The 26,840-nt window shown below is 66.2% G+C and carries 20 protein-coding genes, 1 pseudogene and 1 riboswitch; of the genes and pseudogenes, 12 read left to right on the top strand and 9 right to left on the bottom strand.

The window, feature by feature from the left end:
- Positions 1-12: 12 nt before the first annotated feature.
- From E3U25_RS03360 to E3U25_RS03340, 5 genes are all read left to right on the top strand, one after another.
- Positions 13-819: a transglutaminase family protein gene (locus E3U25_RS03360; protein ID WP_036752622.1), complete on the top strand. Its 807-nt coding sequence runs from the start codon at positions 13-15 to the stop codon at positions 817-819.
- Between the two features lie 66 nt (positions 820-885).
- On the top strand, positions 886-1,611 hold the full coding sequence (locus E3U25_RS03355; RefSeq protein ID WP_036752624.1) for a proteasome-type protease: 726 nt from the start codon (positions 886-888) through the stop codon (positions 1,609-1,611).
- Positions 1,612-2,038: 427 nt separating this feature from the next.
- Positions 2,039-2,251: riboswitch (cobalamin riboswitch) on the top strand.
- Between the two features lie 200 nt (positions 2,252-2,451).
- Positions 2,452-4,197, top strand: a complete 1,746-nt coding sequence (locus tag E3U25_RS03350) for a ribonucleoside triphosphate reductase (RefSeq protein WP_116221203.1) — start codon at positions 2,452-2,454, stop codon at positions 4,195-4,197.
- Between the two features lie 14 nt (positions 4,198-4,211).
- Positions 4,212-4,394: an anaerobic ribonucleoside-triphosphate reductase gene (nrdD, locus tag E3U25_RS03345; protein ID WP_011749260.1), complete on the top strand. Its 183-nt coding sequence runs from the start codon at positions 4,212-4,214 to the stop codon at positions 4,392-4,394.
- Entirely contained in the window at positions 4,387-5,010 is a 624-nt protein-coding gene (locus tag E3U25_RS03340) for an anaerobic ribonucleoside-triphosphate reductase activating protein (protein ID WP_116221204.1), read from the top strand. The genes nrdD and E3U25_RS03340 overlap by 8 nt, the downstream gene beginning before the upstream one ends.
- 107 nt (positions 5,011-5,117) lie before the next feature.
- On the opposite strand, the gene E3U25_RS03335 is transcribed toward E3U25_RS03340, so the two are convergent.
- The gene (locus tag E3U25_RS03335; RefSeq protein ID WP_116221205.1) at positions 5,118-5,813 is read right to left on the bottom strand and encodes a TetR/AcrR family transcriptional regulator; all 696 of its coding nucleotides are present in this window, start codon (positions 5,811-5,813) and stop codon (positions 5,118-5,120) included.
- Between the two features lie 1,091 nt (positions 5,814-6,904).
- Between E3U25_RS03335 and dctP the strand changes: the two genes are divergently transcribed.
- The 5 genes from dctP to E3U25_RS03310 all read left to right on the top strand — a co-directional run bounded on the left by dctP (position 6,905) and on the right by E3U25_RS03310 (position 13,277).
- Positions 6,905-7,945: a TRAP transporter substrate-binding protein DctP gene (gene dctP, locus E3U25_RS03330; RefSeq protein ID WP_084196916.1), complete on the top strand. Its 1,041-nt coding sequence runs from the start codon at positions 6,905-6,907 to the stop codon at positions 7,943-7,945.
- Positions 7,946-8,029: 84 nt separating this feature from the next.
- A complete protein-coding gene (locus tag E3U25_RS03325) occupies positions 8,030-9,661 on the top strand; it encodes a GMC family oxidoreductase (protein WP_116221206.1) in 1,632 nt (543 codons plus the stop codon).
- Positions 9,662-10,078: 417 nt separating this feature from the next.
- Positions 10,079-11,491: an MmgE/PrpD family protein gene (locus E3U25_RS03320; protein WP_116221207.1), complete on the top strand. Its 1,413-nt coding sequence runs from the start codon at positions 10,079-10,081 to the stop codon at positions 11,489-11,491.
- A gap of 155 nt (positions 11,492-11,646) precedes the next feature.
- Positions 11,647-12,018, top strand: coding sequence for a DUF4286 family protein (locus E3U25_RS03315; RefSeq protein WP_116221208.1), 372 nt, complete (start codon positions 11,647-11,649; stop codon positions 12,016-12,018).
- Positions 12,019-12,110: 92 nt separating this feature from the next.
- Positions 12,111-13,277, top strand: coding sequence for an acyl-CoA dehydrogenase family protein (locus E3U25_RS03310; protein WP_114536551.1), 1,167 nt, complete (start codon positions 12,111-12,113; stop codon positions 13,275-13,277).
- Between the two features lie 347 nt (positions 13,278-13,624).
- Here the strand turns inward: E3U25_RS03310 and E3U25_RS03305 are convergent.
- From E3U25_RS03305 to E3U25_RS03270, 8 genes and pseudogenes are all read right to left on the bottom strand, one after another.
- Positions 13,625-13,967 (bottom strand): annotated as a pseudogene (locus E3U25_RS03305) (DUF2200 domain-containing protein).
- A gap of 90 nt (positions 13,968-14,057) precedes the next feature.
- Positions 14,058-15,059: an asparaginase gene (locus tag E3U25_RS03300; RefSeq protein WP_116221209.1), complete on the bottom strand. Its 1,002-nt coding sequence runs from the start codon at positions 15,057-15,059 to the stop codon at positions 14,058-14,060.
- Positions 15,060-15,068: 9 nt separating this feature from the next.
- Positions 15,069-15,827, bottom strand: coding sequence for an amino acid ABC transporter ATP-binding protein (locus E3U25_RS03295; RefSeq protein ID WP_116221210.1), 759 nt, complete (start codon positions 15,825-15,827; stop codon positions 15,069-15,071).
- A gap of 76 nt (positions 15,828-15,903) precedes the next feature.
- A complete protein-coding gene (locus E3U25_RS03290) occupies positions 15,904-16,893 on the bottom strand; it encodes an agmatinase (RefSeq protein ID WP_116221211.1) in 990 nt (329 codons plus the stop codon).
- Between the two features lie 19 nt (positions 16,894-16,912).
- Positions 16,913-17,719, bottom strand: a complete 807-nt coding sequence (locus tag E3U25_RS03285) for an amino acid ABC transporter ATP-binding protein (RefSeq protein ID WP_036752656.1) — start codon at positions 17,717-17,719, stop codon at positions 16,913-16,915.
- Positions 17,716-18,438: an amino acid ABC transporter permease gene (locus tag E3U25_RS03280; RefSeq protein ID WP_036752659.1), complete on the bottom strand. Its 723-nt coding sequence runs from the start codon at positions 18,436-18,438 to the stop codon at positions 17,716-17,718. Before E3U25_RS03280 ends, E3U25_RS03285 begins: the two co-directional genes overlap by 4 nt.
- Before the next feature lie 3 nt (positions 18,439-18,441).
- Positions 18,442-19,101, bottom strand: a complete 660-nt coding sequence (locus tag E3U25_RS03275; RefSeq protein WP_116221212.1) for an amino acid ABC transporter permease — start codon at positions 19,099-19,101, stop codon at positions 18,442-18,444.
- A 61-nt stretch (positions 19,102-19,162) separates the two neighbouring features.
- Positions 19,163-20,005: a transporter substrate-binding domain-containing protein gene (locus E3U25_RS03270; RefSeq protein ID WP_116221213.1), complete on the bottom strand. Its 843-nt coding sequence runs from the start codon at positions 20,003-20,005 to the stop codon at positions 19,163-19,165.
- Positions 20,006-20,247: 242 nt separating this feature from the next.
- Here E3U25_RS03270 and E3U25_RS03265 point away from each other — a divergent pair, with 242 nt between their 5' ends.
- Together E3U25_RS03265 and E3U25_RS03260 are read left to right on the top strand one after the other, a co-directional pair.
- A complete protein-coding gene (locus E3U25_RS03265; RefSeq protein WP_116221214.1) occupies positions 20,248-21,237 on the top strand; it encodes a LysR family transcriptional regulator in 990 nt (329 codons plus the stop codon).
- A gap of 344 nt (positions 21,238-21,581) precedes the next feature.
- The gene (locus E3U25_RS03260; protein WP_116221215.1) at positions 21,582-26,711 is read left to right on the top strand and encodes a RecQ family ATP-dependent DNA helicase; all 5,130 of its coding nucleotides are present in this window, start codon (positions 21,582-21,584) and stop codon (positions 26,709-26,711) included.
- Positions 26,712-26,840 lie beyond the last annotated feature (129 nt).

Here is a 26,840-nt window from a genome sequence, read left to right as displayed (position 1 = left end):
GGGGCAGATGTCATGCGGCTGAAGATCATCCATGAAACCAGCTATTTCTACGATCCGCCGGCGCAGGGGCTGGTGCAGAGCCTGCGCCTGACCCCCTCGGTCCACCAGGGGCAGCGGGTCTCGGGCTGGACCATCTCGGTCTCGGGCGGCCAGCGCGGCGCGAGCTTCCGCGACGGCGCCGGCGACTGGATCGAGGGCTGGACCGTGCGCGGCCCGGTGCAGGAGGTCGTGGTCTCGATCGCCGGCCAGGTCGAGACGCGGGACACCGCCGGCGTGCTGCGCGACCATCGCGAGACCGTGCATCCGCTGGTCTACATGCGCCCGACCGCCGTGACCGGGACCGATCCGGGGCTATGCGAGCTTGCCCGTTCCGTGCAGGGCGAGGATGCGCTGGACCTGGCCCACCGGCTGGCCGAGGCGGTATCGGCCGCCATCGCCTACGTCCCCGGCGTGACCGAGTCGCACACCACCGCCGCCGAGGCGCTGGCGCTCGGCCAGGGCGTCTGCCAGGACCATGCCCATGCGCTGATCGCCTGCGCCCGCGAACGCGGTATGCCGGCACGCTATGTCTCGGGCTATCTGCATTCCAACGCCGGGGGCGAGCCGCATGACGCCGCCCATGCCTGGGCCGAGGTCCATGTCGGCGCCCTGGGCTGGGTCGGCTTCGATGCGGCCAATGCCTGCTGTCCCGACGACCGCTATGTCCGGCTGGGTTCGGGTCTGGATGCGGATGACGCGGCGCCGGTGCGCGGCACCACCTTCGGCACGGGCGAGGAAAGCCTGGACGTGCGGGTGCAGGTCGAGGAGATGGAGCAGTAGCCCTGCCTGTTGCGCCGGGCGCGGGGCGGTCGTATCCCTCGGGGGATTTGGTGCCATGGAACGGTCATGACCTATTGCGTCGGCTTGAAGCTCAACGAGGGGCTCGTCCTGCTCTCGGACACCCGGACCAATGCCGGGCTGGACAACATATCGACCTATCGCAAGATGTTCTTCTTCGAGCAGCCGGGCGAGCGGGTGATCGCGATCATGACCGCCGGCAGCCTGTCGCTGACCCAGACCACCATCGCCCGCCTGCAAGAGGCCATCGAACTGCCCGAGGCCGATGAAGAGACCTCGATCATGCGCGCGTCCACCATGCTGCAGGTGGCGACGATCATCGGCCGGACGCTGAACCGCACCCGGCGCGAGATCGTGGACCAGTGCCGCGACCTGAACCAGCAGGCCAGCGCCAGCATGATCGTCGGCGGCCAGCGCGCCGGCGGCGAGATGCGGCTGTTCCTGATCTATCCCGAGGGCAATTTCATCGAGGCGACCGAGGACACCCCCTTCCTGCAGATCGGCGAGCACAAATACGGCAAGCCCATCCTCGACCGGGTGGTGACGCCCCAGACCTCGCTGGCCGATGCGCAAAAGGCGGTGCTGCTGTCGATGGATTCGACGCTGCGCTCGAACCTGTCGGTGGGGATGCCGCTGGACCTGGCGGTGATCCGCAAGGACGACTGCCGGGTCAGCCACAAGCGCCGCATCCTGGAAGGCGACCCGGCCTTCATGGCCATGTCCGCCGCCTGGTCCGCGGCGCTGCGCGACAGCTTCGTCAAGGTGACGATCTAGCAGACTGTGGAAAAAGGGCCATGACAGGGCGTCGTGGCGGAATTCGTTCTGGATTCGGCGAATATCGGCCTGAAAACCGGGCATTTCCGGCAGAATTGAGGCGAATTTCCCGGTTCCCGGCCCAAGCTCTCCTGTCGCACGGATTTTTTCAGCAGCCTGCTAGCGCCCCTGTCAGCCAGGCTGGCAAAGGCATCCATGCCGGCCGTTCCTGCCCAAGGTCATTCCGGTGCCGGCCCTGCCTACGGCCATGGGCACAAAGGCCGGGGGACGATCCAAAGCTACGTGCAGCGCAATCTCGCAACCAGCCCGCCCAAGGCCGTGCCCCGGATCGGGATCGGGCTTCGTGGTCCCTGCCCAGGCGGCCGGACTATCCTGCACAAAATGTCGCAGGTCCCCACAATATCTTGACGGATACGGCGCCGTCATCCCTATATGTAGGCATCACGGTTTTTTCGGGTCGATCCGGTCCGAAAGCGAAGAGGGAAGCCGGTGCGCCTTTCGGGGCAAGGCCGGCGCTGCCCCCGCAACTGTAAGCAGCGAGCCTGCGCCGGATCACGCCACTGGTGCCGCACGGCATTGGGAAGGCCGGCAAGGGCAGCGACCTGCGAGCCAGGAGACCTGCCGTGATGATGACGATGAACCACGGGCGGGGTGTCCCGGCGGTGCGCCTGGCAATGCGGCCTTGTCGCCGCAGGGCTCCATGCGTCCTGGCCTGCCCCGCCCCCAGCAGCACGGGGAACAGATGCGGCCATCCTTCACCACCAGACCTGCCAAGGCCGGCGCCGCCGTCCGCAGCACCGCAAGGGCGGCAGCAAGCCGCAGGCAAGGGAGGGCGCGTTGATGCCGGCGCCGCTTACGCCCCCGCCCGCCGCGCCGGCAAGGGATGTCGCCGTCGATGTCGCCTCGTCGGTCAACGAATACCTGGACCGCGCCGATTGGCGGGTGAATGCCAATGCCAACCAGGACTATTCGCTCGGCGGGCTGATCCTGAACGTCTCGGGCAAGGTGGTGGCCAATTACTGGCTGTCGCATGTCTATCCGCCCGCCGTGGGCGAGGCGCATCGTCGGGGCGACCTGCATATCCACGACCTCGACATGCTGGCCGGCTATTGCGCCGGCTGGTCGCTGCGCACCTTGCTGACCGAGGGGTTCAACGGCGTCCTCGGCAAGGTCGAGGCCGGGCCGCCGAAGCGCCTGTCCAGCGCCATCGGCCAGATCGTGAACTTCCTGGGCACGCTGCAGAACGAATGGGCCGGCGCGCAGGCCTTCAGTTCCTTCGACACCTATATGGCCCCTTTCATCCGCAAGGATGGGCTGGGCTATGCCGAGGTGCGGCAGGCCATGCAGGAGCTGATCTTCAACCTCAACGTCCCCTCGCGCTGGGGCACGCAGACCCCGTTCACCAACCTGACCTTCGACTGGGTCTGCCCCGAGGATCTGCGCGACCAGGTGCCGGTCATCGGCGGGCAGCCGATGAATTTCACCTATGGCGCCTTGCAGGCCGAGATGGACATGATCAACCGCGCCTATATCGAGGTGATGGCGCGCGGCGACGAAAAGGGCCGGGTCTTCACCTTTCCGATCCCGACCTACAACATCACGCCGGATTTTCCCTGGGACAGCGAGAACGCCAAGCTGCTGTTCGCGATGACGGCGAAATACGGCCTGCCCTATTTCCAGAACTTCCTGAACTCGGACCTCAAGCCGAACATGGTGCGGTCCATGTGCTGCCGGCTGCAGCTTGACCTGACCGAGCTGCTGAAACGCGGCAACGGGCTGTTCGGCAGCGCCGAGCAGACCGGCTCGCTGGGCGTCGTCACCGTCAACTGCGCGCGGCTGGGTCATCTGCACAAGGGCGACGAGGCCGGGCTGCTGCAACGCCTGGACGAATTGCTCGACCTGGGCCGCGACAGCCTGGAGATCAAGCGCCGGGTGATCCAGCGGCTGATGGACGACGGGCTGTTTCCCTATAGCCGGCGCTATCTGGGCACGCTGCGCAATCATTTCTCGACCCTGGGCGTCAACGGCATCAACGAGATGATCCGCAACTTCACCGACGATGCGCATGACATCACCACCGAATGGGGACATGGCTTCGCGCTGCGGCTGCTCGACCATCTGCGGGCGCGCATCACCGCCTTCCAGGAACAGACCGGACATCTCTATAACCTGGAGGCGACGCCGGCAGAGGGCACCACCTATCGTTTCGCCAAGGAGGACCGCAGGCGTTTTCCCGGCATCCTCCAGGCCGGCACCGAACACGAGCCCTATTACACCAATTCGAGCCAGCTGCCTGTCGGCTTTACCGACGACCCGTTCGAGGCACTGGAGCGGCAAGAGGCGCTGCAGCGCAAATACACCGGCGGGACGGTGCTGCATCTCTACATGGGCACGCAGCTGTCCTCGGCCGAGGCCTGCCGCAAGCTGGTGCGCCGGGCGCTGGAGAATTTCGGCCTGCCCTATATCACCGTCACGCCGACATTCTCGGTCTGCCCCAGGCATGGCCATATCGCGGGCGAACACGCGTTCTGCCCGCGCTGCGACGAAGAGCTTATCGCGAAAAAGCGGCAATCGGCCGCGCATTGAGGAAGGAAAAGACCATGTTCGACGACCGGAAAACCGGACCGGAAGAAATCCTGCTGGCGGATGAGGAACGCCAGCCCTGCGAGATCTGGACGCGGGTGATGGGCTATCACCGCCCGGTATCCTCGTTCAACCGCGGCAAGAAGGGCGAATTCCGCGAGCGGCTGTATTTCAGCGAGCGGCGGGCCGATCTTGGCTGAGATCCGCATCGGCGGCCTGCAGCGCCTGTCCAGCTGCGACTGGCCGGGCGAGCTGGTCGCCACCCTTTTCCTGCAGGGCTGTCCCTGGGACTGCCCCTATTGCCACAACCCGCATCTCATCCCGCCCGAGGCCGAGGGCGCGCTGGATTGGCAAGAGGTCCTGGGCTTTCTGGCGGGACGGCGCGGCCTGCTCGACGGCGTGGTGTTCTCGGGCGGGGAGCCGACGCTTCAGCGCGGCCTGCCCGAGGCGTTGCGGGCGGTCCGGGCCCTGGGGTTCAGGACCGGCCTGCACACGGCCGGCCCCTACCCCGCCCGGCTTGCGGCGGTGCTGCCGCTTTGCGACTGGGTCGGCTTCGACGTGAAGGCGCCGTTTTCCGGCTATCGGCGGGTGACGGGCGCAACCGGCAGCGGCGACAGGGCCAGGGAAAGCCTGCGGCTGCTGCTGGCCAGCGGCACGGCCCACCAGGTGCGCACGACGGTCGATCCCACCCTGATCGACGGGGCGGCCTTGGCGCGGATGGGCGCGGAACTGGCGGCGCTGGGTGTCGCCGACCATGTCCTGCAGCCCTGCCGCAGCACCGGAACACCCACGAGCCGTCCGGTGCGCAAGGGCTGAAAGCCGGCCTTGGGGGCCGGCATGCCGTGGCGAAGGAACCGGGGGCAGCGGGCTCGTCTATGCCGACGGTATCGACCGCATCCGGCCGGTGGGCTCGGGCCGAACGGCTATCTTTGCGGCCGGCCGGAGCCGTGCCCGATGCCTTCCTCACCTCCGGCCTCTGCCGATGCGGGTGTCAGCGAAAGCCCGGCGGGCAGGTTGTCCGGTTTCAGATACCCATGGCAAGCAAAATTGATGATGGCCGAGGTGACATCTTCCACCGAATGCCGCCCGCCGGGGCGATACCACTTATACATCCAGAGCGTCATCCCCAGAATTATGCTTGCAGCTATATGAGGATCGACATCCACGAAAACCCCCTTTTCGACGCCCTCCCGATATATCTGCTCTACCGTGCGCAGGTATGATTTCTTGACTTCCCGGACCTGGACCAGCGCGCTTTCCGGAAGCTCGGATTCGTTTTCGATATATACGGCAAGGTCGGCCATGTTCGAGGAAAACATGTCGATCCGGCCGCTCATGATCCTGACCAGCTTTTCATGCGGGCCAATATCCATTTCCAGGATTTCATTGAGCTGCGCCGTCGACATCTCCATGAATCTCTGGTGTATTTCCAGAAGGATGTCGGACTTGCTCTTGAACCAGTAATATATCGCGGGCCTGCGCACGCCGAAGTGGTCGGCAACCTCCTGGAGACTGGTGCCGCGATACCCCTTCTTTCGGAACAGATCCGCCGAAACCCGCAAAATTTCGTCCCTGGTCAGGTTGGGCCGCGCATTCGGAGTTCTTGAGATCGGCGTCATGGTCGTGGCTTCTCGTCATCAAGGAATTATTGTTGCTCGTCCGTCGCGCGGCCATGATGGCATTTGCCCCATGAACAGCGCCCATTGATCTTTCGGGCGACAGTTTCCCTGCCGAGCCATGCAACCCCGCTTGAACTGCGCACAGATCGGTTCTCAATCTCGTTTTTCGGACGACGGCTGTCCTGGTTGAACCGCCAGCAACCGGGTCGTTTCGTTCGGTTCACCTTATAATCGTCGAGGATCAGGGGGCTGTTATAAGGAAGGATCACCGGACCGAACCTAACCGCCCGAGGCGCGACTGGCAAGCGCCCAGCCGCCGCGGGGCGGAAGGTCGCGCCGAGGATTCCAGCATCAGAGGCCCTGACGGAGAGAGGTCCCCCTGCGGAATACTACCTAGCGAAAACAGTAAACTAACTTCATGATGGTCAGCCCTGCGCCGCGACATGAGACCTGGGCGGCTCCGCGGTATACGCCCAAAGATTCCGCCCTGCAAAATGATGTTGACACGAATCGAAACGAGGTTTACTTACTAGAAAGTAAGCGTGGGGGAGATGTGGATGAGCCCGCAGGGATAGGCTGCGCCCGGCGGGAAACCGACCGGAAGGCGATCTCTGCAATTCGGAAAGTTTAGGCGTATCCTTAATACGGATATGCGCCCGACCATTTCGGTTGCGCAGACCGAAAAATACGAGATGGCTTCCTGCGACAACTATGACGTCATTGGCGCGAAAAGCCGCGCCGTATTCGCATATCGAAGACAAGTGCCCGAATGGCCTTGTTCGATAACCCCTCCCTGGGATTGACAGGGAACCTTGCCCACCTTCTTGCTGACGATCGCCGCCGCTTCATGCGGGCGATGTGCTGCATCCTTGATCCCCGCCAGCATTGCCAAAAACCCTGCCTTGCCGGCGCTTTGCAAAATTTACAAAAACGGCATCAAATTCCGTATTGCAAAACACATTTCCTAAAAGTAATTTCCCCAAGGAAGGCGACCTGCCGGGCCTCGGCCGCGCGCTTTCCGCGCCAAAGCGAAGGGCGCGCCCTGCCCCGCCGGCAGGTTTCTTGCATTTCATCTTGGGGAGGAGAAAGACATGAAACAAACCATCTCGCTGGCAAGGACAGCATTGCATGCGGGAACGGCGATGGCGTTCCTTGGCATGGCGGCCGGTTCGGCCGCATATGCGCAGGAGGTGACGCTCAAGCTGGGCAGCGTCCTGCCCGCCGGGCACTATATCCACCAGCACCTGGTCGATGTCTTCATGGCGGATGTCGAGCAAAAGACGAACGGCGCGATCAAGTTCGAAAGCTATCCCGCCGCGCAGCTTGGCAAGGACGTGCCCGCCACCATGGGCAGCGGCTTGCTGGACCTGGGCGTCGTCATCACCGGGCATCATGCGGCCAAGTTCCCGCTGTCCTCGGTCGGGGAACTGCCGGAAGGCGCCGGAAGTGCCTGCCAGGGCTCGGCCAAGATGTGGGCGCTGACCCAGCCCGGCGGCATCCTGGACCAGGCGGAGTTCGCGCCCAAGGGGCTGCGCGTCCTGAACGCCAACATGCTGGCCCCCTATGTGCTGTTCACCGGCAGCCGCAAGGTCGAAAAGCTGGACGACGTGCGCGGCCTGAAGATCTGGTCCAGCGGCCCGGCGGCCGAAAAGGCCATCGCCGAGATGGGCGGCGTGCCGATCAAGGTCTCCTCGACCGAGCTTTACGATTCCGCTACCCGCGGCACCGTCGACGGCGCCGTGTTCCCCTATTCCGGCCTAGTCCAGTACGAGCTTGAGCCGGTGCTGAAATATGCGGTCGACGGGGTCAACTTCGGCTCGGGCGTGTTCTTCATAACCGTCAACCAGCGCAGCTGGGACCGCCTTACCGAGGAACAGCGCGCGGTGATGAGCGAGGCGGCGCTGGCCGCGCAGCAGTCGTTCTGCGCCTATATCGATGAAAACAACAGCGAGCTTCGGGACCAGGTCGCGGCGCGGGACGGCTATACCGTCACCACCCTGGAAGGCCCCGCCCAGGAGGAATTCGTCGAACGGCTGAAGCAGGGCGCGGTCCACTGGGCCGGGGTCATGGACAAGGCCGGCCTGCCGGGCAGCGAGGTGCTGAGGGCGCATCAGGAAGCCGCAGCCGATTGACGCGACAGCGGCCGGTCCCGCCGCGACATCCGTTGCGGCGGGACGGATCTCTTGTCGCCGGGGCATCAACGCAAGGGCAGGGCATTGGAAGAATTCGACTATGTTATCATCGGCGCCGGCAGCGCGGGCTGCGTCCTGGCGCATCGGCTGACCGAGACGGGCAACCATAGCGTCTGCGTGATCGAGGCTGGCCCGCCGGACCGCAACCCCTTCATCCATATCCCCGCCGGATATGTGAAGAACGTCATGAACAAGGATCTGACCTGGGGCTTCGTCAGCCAGCCGGTCCCCGGCATCGGCGGGCGCTCGGTGGGGCTGCCGCAGGGCAAGACGCTGGGCGGCTCCAGCGCCATCAACGGCATGGTCTACAATCGCGGCCAGCGGGCCGACTATGACGGGTGGGCGCAGCGCGGCAATCCGGGCTGGAGCTATGACGACGTGCTGCCCGCCTTTCGCCGCTCGGAAAAGCGGGGCGGCGCTGCCGATCAGGACTATCGCGGCACCGACGGCCCCCTGACCGTGACCGACCCGGCCTTCGACAGCCCGCTGTGCCGGATGTTCGTCGAGGCGGCCAGGGAAATGGGCATCCCCGAGGTCGAGGATTACAACGCCGCCGCGCAGGAAGGCGTCGGCGGCTTCCAGTTCACCATCGACCTGTCGGGCCGGCGCTCGGTCCGCATGAGCACGGCCCGCGCCTTCCTGCATCCGGCCGAAACAACCGGCCGGGTCTCGGTGCGGACCCATGCCTATGCGGCGCGCATCCTGTTCGATGGCAAGCGCGCCATCGGCCTGCGCTATCATGCCGGCGGCCCGCATGGCACGCCGAGCGAGGTGCGCGCCCGGCGCGAGGTCATCCTGTCGGCGGGCGCGCTGAACAGTCCGCGGCTGCTGCAGATCTCGGGCATCGGCGATCCTCGGCATCTGCGCGGGCTGGGGGTGGACCCGGTCGCCGCCCTGCCCGGCGTGGGCGCGAACCTGACCGACCACTACCAGGTGCGCGCGGCGGTGCGGCTGAAGGGCATCCGCACCGTCAACGAACGCGGCCGGGGCCTGGCGCTGGTTTCGGAGGTCGCGAAATGGGCCCTTGGCAGCCGCGACACCATCCTGGGCATGGGGCCGGTGCCGATGCGGGTCTTCATGCGCTCGGACCCGGCGCTGGATGCGCCCGACCTTCAGCTTTCCTTCACCCCGGCCAGCTATCGCGAAGGGGTGGCGGGGCTTCTGGACCGCTATCCGGGCATGACCTGCGGCGGCTACATGCAGCGCCCGGAAAGCCGGGGCTGGGTGCGGGCCGTGTCCACCGACCTGGCGGTCCAGCCCGAGATCCAGCCCAACTACCTGGCGACGGAACGCGACCGCATGGCCATCGTCCAGGTGCTGAAATACGCGCGGCAACTGCTGGGCGCGAAAAGCTTCGCACCCTATTACGTCCGCGAGGAATTTCCGGGCGACAAGGTCTCGACCGACGACGAGATCCTGGACTTTGCCCGCCAGTTCGGCGGCACCGCCTTTCACCATTGCGGCACGGCCCGCATGGGGCCGGCCAGCGATCCGATGGCGGTGGTGGACGAAAGGCTGCGGGTGCATGGGATCGAGGGGCTGCGCGTCGTCGATGCCTCGATCATACCGGCGATCATCTCGGGGAACACGAACGCGCCCACCATCATGATCGCCGAGAAGGCGGCAGAGATGATCCGCGCCGACAACGCCGCCTGACCTGCGGCCGCGCATCGGCCCGCGCCTTTGCGCCTTGCGGACGGGCCCGTGGGGGCGCCGCAAGCCGTTGTTGCGGCGCAGAGCGGAGGCTGTGTCGAACACGTTGCGGCATCAAGTTTCGCTTTGCAAAACATGTTGACGCGAATCGGGATTAGATTTACTTACTCGAAAGTAAGCAAAGGAGACGCGGATGATCCCCCAGCTTGCCAGGAATGGATCCACCTGGACGAAAAGATCGGTCGGGCCCTGCGATTGTCAACGAAGATTGGGCTGGCGGCGGCTTTCCGAAACCGCGGCCAATCCGCAAGGCGAGGATGCCCAGGAACATGGAAATCCCTCGGCAATATCCGCGCCCCATTCCGCATGAAACCGGGCGGCAAGGACAGGCAATCGCAAGGCAGGAGGAGGATTATGGATATGAATGAGCAGGTGCTTGCCGATTTGTCGGCATTCGTGGCCGATACACGCTTCGAGGATCTGCCTGCGGCGGTCGTGGATGAAACGGTTCGGATCATTCTCGACTCGGTCGGCTGCGGCATTGCCGGGACGACGCATAAGCGCGGCCAGATCGGCATCGATTACGGGCGGATGCAGGCCGGGACGGAGGCGACGATCCTGGGGACCGGCCATCGCGCCTCGATCCTTGGCGCCGCCTTCGCCAATGCCGAGTTGATCAATGCGCTGGACCATGACGCGGTCCTGCCGCCCGGCCATGTCTGCCCCTATGTCCTGCCCGGCGCACTTGCCCTGGCCGAAACCCGGCATGCCAGCGGCCGCGAGCTGATCCTTGCGACCGCGCTGGCGCACGAGATTTCCTGGCGCATCGGCAAGGCGATGGATTACCTGCGCGACATCCGGGACGGCAAGGTCGAGCCGCCGCCCGTCTGGGGTTTCGCCAGCACGATCTTCGGCGCGGCCGCCGCCATTTCCAAGCTTCAGGGCCAGCCCGCCGAGGTCGTCGGCAATGCGCTGTCGATCGCGGCGATGATCTCGCCCGTGAACGCGGCGGCGTCCTGGCGCCAGCACGCCCCGCCGACGACGATCAAATACATGCTGGGCGGCTGGCTGGCCCATGGCGCGATCACCGCCGCGCATATGGCGGGCTTCGGCCATCGCGGCGACCGGCAGATCTTCGAGCCGGAATACGGCTATCCGCGCTTCATCGGCACCCGCCGCTGGGAACCCGAACATATCCTGGACAAGCTTGGCAGCGAATGGCGCTTTCCGTCCGAAAGCTCGTTCAAGCCCTATCCGCATTGCCGTGTCCTGCACCCGCCGCTGGACGCGCTGAACCAGATCATCGACCAGAACCGGATCACGCCGGACGAGATCGAAGGCATCAAGGCCTGGGTCGAGGGTTTCCTCGAACGCCCGCTGTGGATGAACCGCGACATCACCGACGTGACGGATGCGCAGTTCAGCATCGCGCATGGCCTGGCGCTTGGCGCCCATCAATTCCTCCGCGGCCCGGAATGGCAAAAGCCCGAGAGGGTCTATGACCCCTCGGTCATGCGGCTGATGGAGAAGGTCGAGCATGTGATCCACCCGGATTATGCCGATTCGCTGACCAAGGACCGCGCCAGCCGCCCGACCCGTGTCGAGGTCCGCGCGCGCGGCCAGGTCTTCGTCGCCGAGCGCAGCCACCCCAAGGGCAGCGGCGCGCCGGGCAGCGACAGCTACATGACCACTGCCGAACTGGTCGAGAAGTTCCGGGTGAATGCCGAAGCCGTCCTGGCGGAGGGCCGCGCACGACAGCTCGCCGACCGGCTGCTGGACCTGGCCGATGCCGACGACGTCTCGGCTGTCGTCAAACTGGCCGGCACAGGCTGAACGGGGCTGGTCTTGCCGGCGGTGCGGGGCGGCGCATGGGCCCGGCAGGACAGGCAGGACTTCGCGCGGGAAAGGCTTTCCCCAGGTCGCCGCCGAACGGGGTGGTCCGAACCGGCTGCCCCGAGGGGAACGATCGACCCGTTTTCGGGCCGCGTATGAAACTGCTGCAGCGCAGGGAGGATGAAATGCCGCGTTTCGACTTTATCGTGTTCACGAATTGCAAGGAAGGCACGGACGAGGAATTCAACGACTGGTATACGCATCAGCATCTTCAGGACGTGATGCGCATTCCGGGCGTGGTCAGCTCCCAGCGATTCAAGCGCAGCGAGCACCAGCGCGATCCCGGTCCGTTCGAATGGAATTACCTCGCCATCTATAATTGCGATACCGACAACGTTCAGGACATCATCGGCCAGATCCGGGCGCGCGTGAATACCGATGCGATGCCCATATCGGACACGCTTGCGGAAAAGCGCTTCTTCTGCGTCTTCGAACCGATCACGGATATGCAATATCCGAAAGAATAAGCCAATCGCCCCCGCATGCCCATGGCGCTTGAATGCCAGGCCGTGGCGGAGAAACACGCGCCCCTTTTCAATTGACCAACACGAGGATTCCCATGGAGAACATCCTGACCCCCGACCAGCAGGAGATTCGCGACGCCGCCCTGCGCATCGCGTCGAAATTCGGCCCCGACTACTGGCTGGAACGCGACCGCGAGGGCGGCTTCCCCGAGGCCTTCTATCGCGCCTGCGCCGATGACGGCTGGCTCGGCATCGCCATGCCAGAGGCCTATGGCGGCGCCGGCCTTGGCATCACCGAGGCGGCGATCTTCTTGCAGGCCATGGCGGAATCGGGCGGCGCGGTGCAAGCCGCCTCGGCCATCCACCTCAATATCTTCGGCCTGCAGCCCATCGTCCTCTTCGGCACCGAGGAACAGCGCCAGCGCATGCTGCCGCCGATGATCCAGGGCAAGGTCAAGGCCTGTTTCGGCATCACCGAACCCGATGCCGGGCTGAACACCACCAAGCTCAAGACCCGCGCCGTGCGCCAGGGCGACAAATACGTGGTCAACGGCAAGAAGGTGTTCATCTCGACCGCGCAGGTGGCCGATTACATCATGCTGCTGGCCCGCACCACGCCGATCGAGGAATGCAAGCGCCCGACCGATGGCCTCAGCATCTTCTACACCAAGCTCGACCGCAGCCGCATCGAGGTGCGCGAGATCGACAAGATGGGCCGCAAGGGCATCGACACCAACGAGCTGTTCATCGAGAACCTGGAAATCCCCGCCGAAGATCTGATCGGCGAAGAGGGCCAGGGCTTCCGCTACATCCTGCACGGGATGAACGCCGAGCGCATCTTCGTGGCCGCCGAATGCATCGGCATCGGCCGGGCGGCGAACGAGCGCGCGGTGCAATATGCCAAGGAGCGCGTGGTCTTCGACCGGCCCATCGGCCAGAACCAGGGCATCCAGCACCCCTTGGCGCAGAACTGGGCGAACCTGGAGGCAGCGAACCTGATGATGCTGCATGCCGCAAGGCTGTGGGACGAAGGCAAGCCCTGCGGTTCCGAGGCGAATGCGGCCAAGCTTCTGGCCTCGCAGGCGGCGGTCGAGACCTGCAAGAACGCGATGCTGACCCATGGCGGCTATGGCTATGCCAAGGAATACCATGTCGAGCGCTTCATGCGCGAGATCATGATCCTTTATATCGCCCCGATCACCCCGCAGCTGATCCTGTCCAACATCGCCGAGAAGAAACTCGGCCTGCCGAAGTCGTATTGAGGGCGTGCTGCCCCCGGCGGATCGTCGCCGGGGGCACGGCCCAGGAAAGCTCGGGAAGAAAGAGCGATCCCAAAGAGCAAGCTGCTTGCCGCCATCCGCATTCTCGGGCTGGGTGCCATGTCCGGGCACGCCATGCGGGAACGCTGCCGCGCGCCTCGCTGCGAAAAGCGGCATCGTCCCCGGCGAAGGATCGAGCGAAGACCAGGCGGGGCATGCAGTTCCGCGAGGAAAAGCCCGATTCCGGCAACACGCCACTGGGCCTTTTACCCACGATGCCAAGGGGCCTCACGCGGGCGGCGGCAGGGGTGGCATAGGTCGTAGCCTGTTACCCGCAATGCCAGCGCGCCTCACTCTTTCCGCAGGATCTTCTCCATCGGCTTCCCCTTGGCCAGTGCGTCGACCAGCTTGTCGAGATAGCGGATCTCGCGCATCACCGGGTCTTGGATCTTCTCGACCCGGACCCCGCAGACCACGCCCCTGATCCGCGCGCACCGGGTTCACAGCCTCGGCAAGGAAAGTCTCGAAATCCGTCCGGTCTTTCAGCCGGGCCGCCAGTTCCTCTGGCCCGCAGCCCTTCAGCCAGGGGATGATCGCATCGACCTCGGCCTTGGTGCGGCCCTTCTTCTCCGCCTTCGCCACGCAATGCGGTGAGAGGCTGGCGAAGCGCGTGGTGAAGATCCTGTGCGTCATGCCGCCTCCCCCGACCGTTCCAGGCGCGTCACGTTGACCTGCCCGCGTCGAACGGGCGACGCGCTCCGGGCCAACCTCGGCCGCGGGCGATCAGTCCATCTGCGCCCCGGCATCCCCAGCAAGATCGCGGCAATAATGCCCGAAATCCCTGGCCGTGACGGGACCGGGCTGGCTTTCCAGCAGCAGGGCCAGCAGGATGCGGGCCTTCTTGCCCTGCAGCCGGCCCGCCAGGATCGCCCCCGCATGCTGCAAGTCCAGCGCGCCGCCGTCGGCGTAAAGCGGCCGGGTCTCGCCCCGCAGGCAGCGCGTCGTCACGACGCAGGTCACGCCCCGCTCCCGCGCGCGCGCCACGGCCGAGGCCAGTTCGGGCGTGCCGTTGCCGCAGCCGAAGCCCTCGATCACGATGCCCCTCATGCCGGTGGCGACGAGCGCGTCGATGCCGCGGCCGTCCATGCCCATCACCGCCGGCAACAGCGCCACGTCCTGGCTGATGCCGGTCGCCGGCCGGGGCGCGGGCCGGGGCGGCCGTGCCAGCAGGCGGATACCGGCACGGCCGACGCGCGCCACCGGGCCGAAATGCGGACCGGCAAAGCCGGCGCGGGCCTGCGCGTCTATCTTGGTGACATCCTCGGCGGCATAGGCGCTGCCGTCAAAGACCACCACCACGCCCAGGCCCCGCGCCTTGCGCGAGCCCGCCAGGCGCAGCGCCGCCGCCAGATTGCCCGGCCCGTCCGGCACGGGGCTGTCGGCGGCGAATTGCGCCCCGGTGAACGCCACCGGCTTCTCGGACCCGATCACCAGGCTGGCCAGGAAGGCGCTTTCCTCCATCGTGTCGGTGCCATGCGTCACCACGCATCCGGCCACCTCGGGATCGGCCAGATGCCCGGCGATCCGCCGCGCCAGTTCCAGCGACAGCGCCAGGTCGATGCGGTTGCTGCCGAGATTGCAGAACGGATCGACCCGCAGTTCCGACGGACCCGAGGGCAGCAGCGCTTCGGGCCCGTCCATGCTGAAGAGCCCGCCGCGGTCGGCCGAAAAGCGCGAGGCGATGGTGCCGCCGGTCGAGACCAGCGCGATGGTCCGTGGCGCCATGCCCGCCCCCTAGTGCAGAACCTGGCTGAGGAAGCGCCGGGTGCGCTCATGCACCGGGGCGCCGAAGAACGCCGCTGGGGGCGCCTGTTCCACGATCTGGCCCTGGTCCATGAACACCACCCGGTCGGCCACCTGCCGGGCGAAGCCCATCTCATGCGTGACGATCATCATGGTCATGCCCTCGGCCGCCAGGCCGCGCATGGTGTCCAGCACCTCGCCCACCATCTCGGGGTCGAGCGCCGAGGTCGGCTCGTCGAACAGCATCACGCGCGGCTCCATGCAGAGCGCGCGGGCGATGGCGGCGCGCTGCTGCTGGCCGCCCGACAGCTGCGAGGGGTATTTATGCGCGTGTTCGCCCAGCCGCACCCGCTCCAGCAGCTTGACCGCCAGCGCCTCGGCCGCGCGCCGGGACATGCCGCGCACCGACATCGGCGCCAGGACGCAGTTCTGCACCAGGTCGAGATGCGGGAACAGGTTGAAATGCTGGAACACCATCCCGACCTCGCGCCGCACCGCCTGCGCGGCGCTTTCGCTTTTGCCCAACTCGATCCCGTCCACGACGATCGAGCCCTCCTGGTGCTGTTCCAGCTGGTTCAGGCAGCGGATCAGCGTCGACTTGCCCGAGCCGGAGGGGCCGCAGATCACCACCTTCTCGCCCTTGGCGACCGACAGGCTGACATCGGTCAGCACCTGGAACGCGCCATACCATTTGTTCACCCCGGCGACGGAGATGATCGGCCCGGCGGGCGAGGCGTCTGGATTGGACATGGCGGACCTCCTGAATCCTGGGTTGGCATCCTTGACGGCCCGCCCCGGCGGGACTGCCGGAACGGGCGGGGTGCGATCAGGCGGCGGGCCGGGCGGCGCGCCGGCTGATCCGCTCGTCGAAATAGCCGGCGCGGACGGCGGCGCCGACCAGGTTCACGAAAAAGCGCCCGGCGGCGATGGCGGTCAGCTGGTTCACGTCCTTCGAGGGGGTGATCTCGACGATGTCCATGCCGACCACACGGCCCTTGCGCACCAGCCCGTGCAGCAGCTCGCGCATCTGGCAATAGGTCACGCCGCCAAAGGCCGGCCCGGCCACGCCCGGCATCACCGAGGGATCGACCCCGTCCGCATCCACCGTCAGGTAATAGCGCCCGCCGTCCGGGATGCGGTCCAGAATCGCCTGCATGCCCTTTTCGTGCAGCTCGTAGGCGGTGACGATGTTCGAGCCGTAAGCCTGCGCCGCCTCGTATTCCTCGGGGCGGGCGGTGCCCTGGGCGCGGATGCCGATCTGGAAGATCTCCTTCACATGCGGCATTTCCGAGGCGCGGCGGATCGGGCTCGACAGACCATCATGCACGCCGTTGATCTGGTCGCGCCAGTCCAGATGCGCGTCGATCTGGATCAGCGTGATCGGCCCCTGGTCGTCATAGGCGCGCAGCACCGGGATCGGGATGCCGTGGTCGCCGCCGATGATCAGCGGCAACGCCCCGGCGGCCAGGATCTTGCGCACCGCGGCTTCGGCATTGCGCGCATGCACCTTGGGATCGGCCGGATCGCCGGTCACGTCGCCGCAATCCACCGCCCGCACGTCGCGGCCGTCGTAAAGCGTGCCGCCGATGTCGAAATCATAGCGGTCGAGCAGCCGCACCGCCCGGTCCGTCGCCTGCCGCACCGCGGTCGGCGCGCGGCTCTGGTCGTTCGTCACCTCGTCCATGGTATAGGCCGAGCCGTAGGGGATGCCGAGAAAGGCGATGTCGGCATCCAGCGTGTCCAGGTCGGTATGCACGGTCGAATAGAGCATGCTGGTATGGCCATGCTTCGGTGCCGAGGTCAGCTTGCGGGTCATGAATGGTCCTCCGGGTAAATCAATGGCTTGGGGTGGAAAGGTCGGCGGGGGCCGCCACCTCGTGGATCTGGGCGAGGAATTCCCTCAGCCTGGGGTTCTGCGGGTCACCCAGCACCTGCCGGGCCGGGCCCTGTTCGGCGACCAGGCCGCCGTCGAGAAAGATCACCCGGTCGGCGACATGGCGGGCAAAGCCGATCTCATGCGTGACGATCACCATGGTCATGCCGCTGTCGGCCAACTCGCGCAGGAACAGCAGCACCTCCTTGACGATCTCGGGGTCCAAGGCCGAGGTCGGCTCGTCGAAGAGCATCAGCCGCGGCTCCATGGCCAGGGCACGGGCGATGGCGACGCGCTGCTTCTGGCCGCCCGACAGGGCCGAGGGATAGGCATCCTCCTTGCCGGCAAGGCCGAAGCGGGCCAGAAGCGCGCGGGCCTGGCGCTCGACTTCCTCGCGCGGGCGGCGCTGCACTTTGATGGGGCCGCGGGCGATGTTCTCCAGCACGGTCATGTGCGGCCACAGGTTGAACTGCTGGAACACGAAGCCCATCATCGGCCGCAGCTGGTCGATGCGCTTGTGCGACTGCATCCGCACCTTGCCGTCGCGGCCCGGCTCGCGGCCGATATGGGTGCCGTCCACCTCGACGAAGCCGCCGTCGGGAAAGGTCAGGTAGTTGATGCAGCGCAGGAGCGTGCTCTTGCCGCAGCCCGAGGGGCCGATGATGCAGACCACCTCGCCCGCCGCGACCTCGAAGCTGATGTCGCGCAGCGCGGTCATGGTGCCGAAGGACTTGGCCAGGTTCGAGACTTTCAGAAGGGGATGGGTCACTTGCTCCTCCGCATTCCGAGCTGGAGATACTTGTCGGCCAGGCTGTGGCGGGCCTGCTGGCTGCCCTGCGCGGCGCCGGCGGCGCGCTCGACCCGGTGCATGCCATGGGCGAAGGCCGAGGTGATGAGCCAGTAAAGCGCCGCCGTGGTCAGGAACACCTCGAACGGGGCGAAGGTGGCGCCCTGGACCACCAGGCCCTGATAGGTGATCTCGGCCACGGTGATGGTGGACAGCACCGAGGTTTCCTTGATCATCGAGATCGCGGTGTTGGTCGAGGGCGGCAGCAGCAGCCGCAGCGTCTGCGGGGCCACCACCTCGCGCATGCCCATGAAATAGGACATGCCGACGGCGCGCGCGGCTTCCAGCTGGCCCTTGGGCACCGCCAGCACCGCGCCGCGGATCACCTCCGAGAAATAGGTGCTGGCATAGAAGGCCAGGGCGATGCCGCCGACCACCGGCTCGGGCAGGCGCAGCCCCATGAAGGGCAGGCCGTAGAAGAAGATATACAGCACCACGATGAAGGGGATGTTGCGGAACCATTCCACATAGGCCCCGGCGATGGCGCGCAGCCAGCGGCGATGCGACAGCGCCATGATCGCCACCGGGATCGCCAGCAGGAAGCCCGCGGCGATGGACAGCAGGGCGACGACCAGCGTCATCCACAACCCTGCGGCGAAAAGCGGCCAATTGTCGAGAATGACGGAGAAATCGAGGGTCATGACCTATCCCCTGCGTGCGGCGAAGCGGGTTTCGATGCGGCGGCCCAGCTGGCTGATCGCCAGGTTCAGCGCAAACAGCACGATGGCGGCGGCCAGGAGCGCCTCGAGCGGGCGGAAGGTGGTGTTGGCGATCTGCTGGGCGGTGCGCAGCACCTCGACCACGGTGATGACCGACAAAAGCGCGGTGCCCTTGACGATGGTGGTCAGCTCGTTGACCAGCGGCGGCAGGATGCGGATGTAAAGCTGCGGCAGGATCACCCGCGTCCAGATCGTCCGCGCCCGCACGCCCAGGGCGATGGCCGCCTCGACCGGGCCGGGATCCATGCCGGCTAGGCCGCCGCGCATGATCTCGGTGATGAAGATCGAGCTGTTCAGCGCGATGGCCAGAACCCCGGCCTGGATCGGCGTCAGGTCCAGCCCCAGCGCCGGCAGGCCATAGTAGAACAGGAAGATCTGCACCAGGATCGGCGTGCCGCGGATGAAGCTGATCAGCACGCCGATGGCGCCGGTCAGCAGGCCGATGCCGGTGGTGCGCAGCACCGTCAGCACGGTGCCGCCGATCAGCGCCAGCAGCATCGCGCCCAGGGCGATGGTCAGGTTGGTGAGGGCTGCGGGCAGCAGCCGGGGGAAGGCGTCGCCAAACGCCAGCATATCGAAATCCACGGGCTTCCTCCTGCTTCTGCTCGGCCTGTGCCGCGGCCCCTTGCCAAGGGCCGCGGGGCCGTCAGAGCGCCCCTTCGGGCAGATAGCCCGTTTCGGGCAGCTCGTAGGTCATGCCGAGCCATTTCTGCTGCAGCTCGGCAAAGCGGCCGCTGGCCTTCAGCTCCAGGATGACGGCGTTGATGGCGTCGCGCAGGTCCTTGTCCTCGGGGCGCACCACCCAGGCGTTCAGGCTTTGGGTATCGGCCGCCTGCCCGACCAGCTCGAACACGCCCGGCCGTTCGTTCATCAGGTTCTGCAGCACCGGCAGCCCGGCCATGGCGGCATCCGCCGTGCCATTGGCCACCGCCAGGAAGGAATCGTTGAAGGTGGGGAACAGCTTCAGCTCGGCAAAGCCCTGGCCCTCGGCCTTCAGCTTCTCGTCCAGCGCCTTGGCGACCGGATCGACGGCCGAGGCGAGCTGCGTCGCCACCACCTTGCCGGCCAGGTCCTCGACGCCCCCGATGTCGCCGTTGCCGGCGCGCTTGATGGCATAGGCGGTGCTGTCGGCGATGGGCAGCGTATAGGCATAGCGCGCCGCCCGTTCCGGGTTGATGCCGACCGAGGTCGCCACGAAGTCGAACTTCTGCGCCAGCAGCCCCGGCAGGATGCCCTGGAACGGCAGGTCGAGCTGCTTGATCTCGACGCCCCAGGCCTTGGCGATCTCGTCCAGCAGGTCGCGGCCGAAGCCGGTGATCTGCCCGTCCTTGACGAATTCAAAGGGCGGATAGGCGGCCTCGGTGCCCACGACCATGGTGCCGGTGCGCCTGATCTTCTCGAAAGTGGTCTCGGCCAGAGCCGGCACTGCGCTCGCCAGGGCGATGGCGATGCTGACCGACAGGCCGGCAAAGGTGCGGCGGGTGATCATTGTCAGGCTCCTCCCTTGTCAGATGATCTGAGCCGTGGATAAGGCGAATCCGCGCCTTATCAAAAACAAAAATCATTCTCTGGTCGCGCGCCGGAAAACTCGCCGGCCCCGATGGGTTCCCATTAATTCCATTGTTTACAGGATTATGTCCCAGAAACACCCGCATATCCGGCACGATTCTAGCTTGCCATCATCCCGAAAATTCCTGATCATCATTCCCTAAAATCATGGTTTGACCCTTCATGTGCGCTGCCGACCCCCTCAGCCCCCCGCCGCGCCTGGCGATAGACCTGCATGCGCTTGAACTGTATCTCGCCGTCTTCGGCTCCGGCAGCATGACCGCCGCCGCCGAGCGCATGCAGCTGACGCAATCGGCCGTCTCCCGGCAGATCCTGCGGCTCGAGGCAGAGCTGGGCGTGCCGCTGTTCGACCGCACGTCGCGGCCGTTGGTGCCGACGCCCGCCGGCCGGCGGCTGGCGCAAAGCGCCGAGCGGCTGCTGTCGCAGGCGGCATCGCTGCGAAACGAATTGCTCGACGCCAACCAGACGACCCTGACCCAGCTGCGGCTGGGGATCATCGATTCGCTGTCCGATCCGCTGGTGCCGCAGCTGATCAAGGCCATGCGCCACACCATCGACGCGGTCTCGATCTTCAGCGGCTTCATGGAACCGCTGCGGCAAAAGCTGATCAGCGGCGACCTGGACGCCGTCATCTCGGCGGACCCTTTCGACGATCTCGACCGCTTCGACCGGCACGAGCTGTTCTCCGAGCAGTTCATCGCGCTGCTGCCCAAGGAGGTGCCGCCGTTCCGCGACGAGGAATCGTTTCGCCGTTTTGCCACCACCTCGCCGATGATCCGCTCGGGCGCCACCACCGGCATCGCGCGGCGGGTCGAGCAGCAGTTCCGCCGCACCCGGCTGGAGGTTCCGCATGCCTTCGCCTGCGACACCATCGATTCCATCATCAGCTTCGTTGCGGCGGGGCTGGGCTGGACGATCCTGACGCCAAGCTGCATCCGCAAATGCGCGCACCATGTGCCGTTCCTGCAGATCCTGCCCCTGCCCGGCCCGGCCTTCGCGCGGCGGATCTATCTGGTGACCCGCAGCGGCGAATTGACGGCGTTGAAACCGTTGCTGGTCCAGACCTGCCGCGCGATCGTCGCCACGCAATATGTCCCGGCTCTCAGCGCCCTGGCCCCATGGCTGGGCACCGCCGTGACGGTGGCGAAATAAGCCACGGCCTTGGGGGCAATATGACCGCGCGCCAGACCGAAACCGCCGCAGAGCGCGCCCTTGCTCAGCCCCCCGCGCCGGATTCCTTCGCGGGGCCTGGGCGGCAAATGCCTGGAAATCCGTCTGCCGGCGAAGCTCGTGCCATGCAGGCCGGGTCGTCACCGGGCGCCTGTCCCTGGGCATGGGCATTCGAACATGCCGGAATGCAAGCCGCCCCTCTTCGCCATGCGCCGGCATTGTCGCCAGAAGAATGCGGCGGCATCCGGCACCCGCCGGGGCGACCCGAAAGCTGCGGCGATGTTGCGATTGCACGAAGCGCAGGAATTGTATTCCCTTTGCTCGAGATGGATGAGCAATGCACCACGACCGCCGTATCGGACCGCCACCGCTTTCTGCGGCAATGCCTGTCGATCGATCTGGAGGTCAACCCCAGGACGGCGCGGATCTTTGCCTTCGCCGCGGTCCGTCACGGCATGGACGGGGCGATCCGCGCCGAAGAGGGACAGCTTGAGAAGGGGCTCGATCGTCTGGAAGAGGCGCTCGACGGCATCGCGCACCCGATCGGGCATAATTTCCTGCGGCACGATCTGGCGCATCTCGTGGCTGCCCGGCCGCGCCTGTCGCGGATCATGCAGGCGCCCATCGACACGCTCTGGCTGAACCCCCTCGCCTTTCCGCGCAATCCCTATCACCATCTGGTCAAGCATTATCAGGACGGGCGCCTGCAGGCCGGCCATGTGAACGACCCCGAGCTCGATGCGAAGCTGGTCTTCCAGGTGCTGGAGAACCAGCTCAAGGCCTTCAGCGACCTGAATGCCCAGACGCCCGATGCATTGACCGCCTATCACTGGCTGACCACGCGCAAGGATCTGAGCCGGGGATTCGACGCGGTGTTTGGCCATGTGCGGGGCGCCGGGCTACCCTCTCGGGAACAGGCCTTCGCCGCGATCCGCCGCCTTGCGGAAGGCAAGACCTGCAAGCAGCGCCTCGAGCAGGAACTGGACCGGCTGGCCAGCCCCGACCGCGGCTGGCCGATGGCCTATGCCCTGTCCTGGATCTCGGTCGCCGGCGGGGATTCGGTCATGCCGCCCTGGGTTCGGGCCCAGTTCAGGGAGGCCTCGCTGATCGTGCGAGAGCTGAGGGACGGCTCCTGCCAGGATCCCGGATGCGGATGGTGCGCGGAACAGAACGACCCGGTCAAGGCGCTCCGGCGCTGGTTCGGCTTCGATGCCTTCCGGCCGCAACCCGCCGACGAGAGGGGGCGCTCGCTTCAGGAACGCATCGTCGGCGAGGCGATGGACGGGCGGAACCTGCTGGGCATCCTGCCCACGGGCACCGGCAAGTCCGTCTGCTACCAGATCCCCGCCCTGTCGCGTTTCGACAGGACCGGCGCCCTTACCGTGGTCATCTCGCCCCTGGTGGCGCTGATGGCCGATCAGGTCCAGGGGATGGAGCGGGCCGGGATCTCTTCGGCCGTGACGATCAACGGGATGCTGTCGATGCCCGAGCGCAAGGACGCGCTCGACAGGATCCGCATGGGCGATGCCGCGATCCTGATCATCTCGCCCGAGCAACTGCGCAGCACCTCGATCCGCTCGGTGCTGCAACAGCGGGAAATCGGTCTCTGGGTTCTGGACGAGGCGCATTGCATCTCGAAATGGGGCCACGACTTCCGGCCGGACTACCGTTATGTCGCGCGCTTCATCCGCGAAACCGCCGGGGACGGGCCGCCGCCGCCGATCCTTTGCCTGACCGCCACCGCGAAGCCCGAGGTCGTGCGCGACATTCGCGAGCATTTCGAAAGCCGCGTCGGCGTCGAGCTGTTGCTTCTGGACGGCGGTGCCACGCGAGACAACCTGAGTTTCGAGGTCCGTCCGACGGGGAAAGAAAGGAAACTGGCCGACATCTTCGAAGTGATCTCGGACATGCTGCCCGCCGAAGGCCGCTCGGGCGCCGTGGTCTATTGCGCGACCCGGAACGCGACCGAGCGGGTCGCCGCGTTTCTGAAGCACCAAGGCATGGCGGCCGAGCATTTCCACGCCGGCCTCGGCGCCGACGACAAGAAGGACATCCAGGAACGCTTCCGAACCGGAGAATTGCGGGTCATCGCAGCCACCAACGCCTTTGGCATGGGGATCGACAAGCCCGACATCCGCCTGGTCGTGCATTGCGACATTCCCGGCTCGCTGGAGAACTATCTGCAAGAAGCCGGGCGGGCCGGGCGGGACCGGGCCGATGCCAATTGCGTGCTGCTTTATGCCGCCGACGACATCGAGCGGCAATTCCAGCTTTCGGCACGCTCGCGCCTGGCCCGGCACGAGATCGGCGCGATCCTGCGGGCGATCCGCCGGATCGACGAACGCACCCGCAAGACCGGGACGGTCGTCGCCACCTCGGGCGAGATCGTCCGCGAGGAAAAGGACCGCGAGTTCCAACGCGACAGCGCCACCGAAGACACGCGGGTCAAGACGGCGGTGTCCTGGCTCGAAGAGGCGGTGCTGCTGCGGCGCGAGGAGAACCGCGTCCAGATCTATCCCTCCTCGCTGAAGATCCGCACGCTCGACGAGGCCGAGAGCCGCTTGCGCGAGGCCCAGATCACCGAGGCCCGGCGCAAGGCCCTTGTCGCCATCGTCCGGCATGTGATGAACGCGCCGCCGGACCAGGGCATCTCCAGTGACGAGCTTTGCGGCGCGAGCGGCCTCACGCCGGGCCAGCTGAACAAGGCCATGGCCGATCTGGAGACCCTGGGCATCGCCAGCAACGATCTGGCGATCACCGTCTTCGTCCATATCGGCATCGAAGGGCATTCCGCCGCCCGCCTTGCCGAGGCGTCGGATCTGGAGAAAACCCTGATCGCGCTGATGCGCGAGGCGGCCCCCGATGCCGGGCGGTCCGAACCCGTCCCGCTGCACCTGTCGGAGACCTGCCAGACCCTGCGCGACAGGGGGTATAAGGAGGCACGCCCCGACATCGTCGAAAAGCTGCTGCGCGGCATGGCCCGCGACGGACGGGACCAGGATGGCGGCCGTGGCAATATCCGGCTGAGAAAGGCGTCGCGCAACACGCTTGCGGTCGCGCTCGAACGGTCCTGGCGGATCATCGAGCAGACGGCGGAACTGCGCTGGAAGGCAGCGGCCGTTCTGCTTGGACATCTGGCCGGCAAGGTCGGCAAGGGGATCCGGGGCAAGGACATCCAGATCGAAACGAAGATCGGCGATCTCCTGAACGCCATGGCCGCGGATATCGAGCTGAAAGCCAGCGGCGTCAGGGACAAGACCAAGCTCATGGAACGTGCGCTTCTGTGGCTGCACGAACAGGGCATCGTGACATTGGGCAAGGGGCTCATGATCTTCCGCCCGGCGATGACCGTCCACCTGAACCCCAAGGGCGGACCCTTCACCAAGGAACATTTCCTGCCGCTCGAGGAACATTACACCGAGCAGACCGTGCAGACCCATGTGATGGCCGCCTATGCCGAACGCGGCCTGGTCGACATGAACGAGGCGGAACGCCTGTCCGCGGACTACTTCACCCTGGACCAGGACAGCTTCCTGCACCGCTGGCTGCCCGGTCGGGGCCAGGACATCCGCCGGCAGACGACCGGCGCCTCCTGGAAGGCCATCGTCGAATCGCTGGGAAACCCGGTCCAGCAGCGGATCGTCACCGATACGCGGGAAAAGACCAATGTCCTGGTGCTGGCCGGTCCCGGCTCGGGCAAGACGCGGGTGCTGGTGCATCGCATCGCCTTCCTGCTGCGGATGCGCCGCGAAGATGCCCGCGGCATCCTGGTGCTGACCTACAACCGCCATGCCGCCATCGAGATAAGGGCGCGCCTGCGCCATCTGGTCGGCGACGATGCAAACGGCGTCACCGTCTCGACCTGCCATGCCCTGGCCATGCGCCTGGTCGGCGCCAGCTTCACCGGCCAGAAATCCGACGACCGCGATTTCGACGGCATCGTCATGGAGGCGGACCGCCAGCTGAACGGCGAGGGCCTGGGCCGGGCCGAGGCCGAGGCGCAGCGCGATGCGCTGATCCAGGGCTATCGCTGGATCCTGGTCGATGAATACCAGGACATCGGCCCCGAGGAATATGCGCTGATCGCGGCGGTGGCGGGCCGGTCGCTGGACGACCCGGACCTTCAGCTCAGCCTGTTTGCGGTCGGGGACGACGACCAGAACATCTATGCCTTCGCGGGGGCCTCGATCGACTACATCCGCAAGTTCGAGGAGGACTACCGCGCCCGCCCGGAATTCCTGGTCGAGAACTACCGCTCGACCCGGAACATCGTCGAGACCGCGAACGCCGTCATCCGGCCGGCGCGGGACCGCATGAAGGCCGATCGCGACATCACCATCGACAGCGGCAGGGTGATGGAGCCTGCGGGGGGTGTCATGGCCCGGCATGATCCCGTCGCCCAGGGTCGCGTCCAGCTGCTGGACTGTCCTGCCGGTGAAATCCCCCACGCCATGGCCGCGCTGGACGAATTGATCCGGCTGTCCCGCCTCGATCCCGAATTCTGTTGGGACCGGGCCGCGATCATCGCGCGGCAATGGAAGCGGCTTGGCCCCGTCCGGGCCTATGCCGAGACGCTGGGGATCAAGGTCGAGCTGGCCAGCGAAAAGCCCCCCGGCCTCTGGCGCCTGCGGGAAATGCAGGCCCTGGTTGCGGACCTGCGCCGCGAACCCGGCAGGGTGATGACGATCGCTGATATCCTGGATCTGCTGAACGCGCAGACACCGAGCCGGTGGATCGACCGCATCGCCGAGGGCATCGCGGCCCTGGCCCGCGAGTTGGGAACAGGCGCGATGCCGGCGCTGGATGCCATCGAATGGCTGGCCGAATGGTCGCGGGACAGCCGGGGCGAACAGCGCGGATTGCTTCTGCTGACCGGGCATCGCGCCAAGGGGCTGGAGTTCGACCACGTCGTGATCCTGGACGGCGGATGGGAAAACGCCAACCGTGGCGAGGATCAGGACGCCCCCCGCCGGCTCTTCTACGTTTCCATGACCCGCGCGCGCCAGACGCTTGCCATGACCACCACCGGCCGGCATGCGTTCCTGCAGCCAGGGGGCGACGGCATCCTGCACCGCCCGGTGCGCGTGGATCTCGGAAATGGCCTGCCGCCCGAAAGGCATTACGAACTGCCAAGCCTCGAGGCGGTCGATCTGTCCTTCGCCGGTCGTCTTGCGCCGGGACATCCCGCCCATGCGGCCATTGCCAGCGCCCGCTCCGGCGACGAGCTTCACTTGATCCGCGAGGATGGTCGCTGGAGCCTGCGCGACCGTCGCGGCCGCCCGCTTGGCCGCATGGCGAAAGCCTGGCAACCACCCGAGGGCATGACCTTCCTGAAAGGTTCCGTCGGTGCCGTCGTGCGCTGGCGGAAGACCGACAACGAGGAGGCCTACAGGGAATGGATCAAGCGGGACGAATGGGAAACCATCCTGCCCGAGCTTGAATTCACCCGCGATTAAACGGGGCAAGGCTTGTTCGCCCTGTCCAGATTCGGAGGCTGGATCGCCCCTGCCCCTTCCGCGATCAGATGGTGAAACCCTCCAGACCTCTCCAGGCGGATATGCGCGACGACGGGCGGACGCATGCCT

Origin of the sequence: Paracoccus versutus, from assembly GCF_029909795.1 — a bacterium.
In the GTDB taxonomy this organism is placed as follows: Bacteria; Pseudomonadota; Alphaproteobacteria; order Rhodobacterales; family Rhodobacteraceae; genus Paracoccus; species Paracoccus versutus.
Note: the sequence above shows the minus strand (reverse complement) of the source record. Positions and strands in the feature narration are given on the sequence as shown.

Coding starts and splice junctions, on each gene's coding strand:
- E3U25_RS03360 (WP_036752622.1), top strand. CDS start 13: ATGCGGCTGAAGATCATCCATGAAACCAGCTATTTCTACGATCCGCCG.
- nrdD (WP_011749260.1), top strand. CDS start 4,212: ATGTTCGACGACCGGAAAACCGGACCGGAAGAAATCCTGCTGGCGGAT.
- dctP (WP_084196916.1), top strand. CDS start 6,905: ATGAAACAAACCATCTCGCTGGCAAGGACAGCATTGCATGCGGGAACG.
- E3U25_RS03290 (WP_116221211.1), bottom strand. CDS start 16,893: ATGACCCGCAAGCTGACCTCGGCACCGAAGCATGGCCATACCAGCATG.
- E3U25_RS03350 (WP_116221203.1), top strand. CDS start 2,452: ATGCCGGCGCCGCTTACGCCCCCGCCCGCCGCGCCGGCAAGGGATGTC.
- E3U25_RS03335 (WP_116221205.1), bottom strand. CDS start 5,813: ATGACGCCGATCTCAAGAACTCCGAATGCGCGGCCCAACCTGACCAGG.
- E3U25_RS03315 (WP_116221208.1), top strand. CDS start 11,647: ATGAAACTGCTGCAGCGCAGGGAGGATGAAATGCCGCGTTTCGACTTT.
- E3U25_RS03355 (WP_036752624.1), top strand. CDS start 886: ATGACCTATTGCGTCGGCTTGAAGCTCAACGAGGGGCTCGTCCTGCTC.
- E3U25_RS03260 (WP_116221215.1), top strand. CDS start 21,582: ATGGATGAGCAATGCACCACGACCGCCGTATCGGACCGCCACCGCTTT.
- E3U25_RS03295 (WP_116221210.1), bottom strand. CDS start 15,827: ATGTCCAATCCAGACGCCTCGCCCGCCGGGCCGATCATCTCCGTCGCC.
- E3U25_RS03310 (WP_114536551.1), top strand. CDS start 12,111: ATGGAGAACATCCTGACCCCCGACCAGCAGGAGATTCGCGACGCCGCC.
- E3U25_RS03320 (WP_116221207.1), top strand. CDS start 10,079: ATGAATGAGCAGGTGCTTGCCGATTTGTCGGCATTCGTGGCCGATACA.
- E3U25_RS03270 (WP_116221213.1), bottom strand. CDS start 20,005: ATGATCACCCGCCGCACCTTTGCCGGCCTGTCGGTCAGCATCGCCATC.
- E3U25_RS03300 (WP_116221209.1), bottom strand. CDS start 15,059: ATGGCGCCACGGACCATCGCGCTGGTCTCGACCGGCGGCACCATCGCC.
- E3U25_RS03280 (WP_036752659.1), bottom strand. CDS start 18,438: ATGACCCTCGATTTCTCCGTCATTCTCGACAATTGGCCGCTTTTCGCC.
- E3U25_RS03265 (WP_116221214.1), top strand. CDS start 20,248: ATGTGCGCTGCCGACCCCCTCAGCCCCCCGCCGCGCCTGGCGATAGAC.